The organism is Pseudomonas sp. RA_105y_Pfl2_P56, assembly GCF_963970845.1.
Lineage (GTDB): Bacteria > Pseudomonadota > Gammaproteobacteria > Pseudomonadales > Pseudomonadaceae > Aquipseudomonas > Aquipseudomonas baetica_A.
In genome coordinates this window covers 1-1,387 of record NZ_CAXAPL010000097.1, presented here as the reverse complement: position 1 = coordinate 1,387, position 1,387 = coordinate 1, and the positions used below count along the sequence as shown (strand labels likewise).

The 1,387-nt window shown below is 64.3% G+C and carries 1 protein-coding gene; it reads right to left on the bottom strand.

All coding sequences use genetic code 11. The features are described 5' to 3' along the window. Positions 1–1,387 (bottom strand): RHS repeat-associated core domain-containing protein (locus tag AACY11_RS28195; RefSeq protein WP_339496318.1); only part of this gene is annotated, 1,387 nt, incomplete at both ends.

Here is a 1,387-nt window from a genome sequence, read left to right as displayed (position 1 = left end):
CTCAACCCCAACGGATCCACCCACCCCGTCGGATTCGGCACATACCGATACTGATTCAACCCACCCGCCAACTTCACCGGGTCCGGTGTCAGATACCTGCCCAGCCGTGGGTCGTAATACCGGTGCCGGTTGTAATGCAGCCCGCTTTCCCCATCGAAATACTGACCCTGAAACCGCAGCGGCTGGTCCAGGTAGTCCTCGCCAGCCAGGGTGATCGCCGCGACCTTGCCGTAGGCGTCGTATTGCGCCGACCAGACGATGTCGCCGCTGTAGTCGGTGAGTTCCTGCGGGGTGCCGAGGTGGTCGAGTTGGTAGTAGAACGGGCAGGCCTTTTTCGGGCCTTTGCCGTCCAGCATGGCCAGCGGGCGGAAGGTGCCGGGTTCGTAGACGTAGCTGCGGTACTGGCTTGTGCTGCTTTCGGCGACGAGGTGGTCGCCCTGCCAGAAGAACTCGGTGGTTTCGCCGTCGACGGTTTTGCGGATGCGTCGACCGAAGGCGTCGTATTGGTAGGACGCGGTTTGGCCATCCGGGCGGGTCAGGCCGATGAGGCGGTGCTGGCAGTCGTAGCGGTATTCGGTGACGAGTTTTTGCCCGGTGCCGCGGCGTTCGCGGATCAGGTTGCCGAAGGCGTCGTAGTCGTAATGGCGGTCGCCCTGCATCAGCAGGCGGTTGCCTTCGACGCGGGACGGACCGGGGCGGTCCTGCATGAGCAGGTTGCCGGCCGGGTCGTGGGCGAAGGATTCCGGCAGTTCGTCGCGTGAGTGACGCACGCGGATCAAGCGGTCGAGCGCGTCGTAGCCGTAGGTGCGCTGGCCGTGGCGGGTGTCGGCAATATGTTCCAGGTTGCCGTTGGCGCTGTAGGCATAATCGCGTCGATACAGCGAGGCGTGCTGATGGCCTACGGCGTGAGCGAGCAAACGGCCCTGATCGTCGTAGGCATATTCGCTGAGCAGCAGGCCTTGCTGGCGTTGTTGTTCGCGGCCCGACTGGTAGACGTGACGCGTCAACGGTGCGCCATTGAGATGGATCGCGGTCAGCGCGCCGCCCTTGGCGTAGTGGTAATCGAGCTTGCTGTTGTCCGGCAGGCGCTGGCGCTTGAGTTGGCCGCAGGCGTCGTAGGTGTATCGCAGGGTGCCCCAGCCCTGATGCTCGGTGATCAGCCGATCCTGCCGGTCGTATTCGAAGGCCAGCGGGTGTTTCTGGCCGTCGTCGACGCCGGTCAGCCGACCGAGGCGGTCGTAGCGGTAGGCAACCTTGACCCCGTCGGGGAGGGTCTTGAGCAGCAGGCGTCCGGCCGCATCGCGCTCGTAGGCGGTGACCAACGTCGAGCCGTCGTCACCGAACTCGGTCTTTTCCAGCAAGTGGCCATTGAGGTCGTAGGCGTATG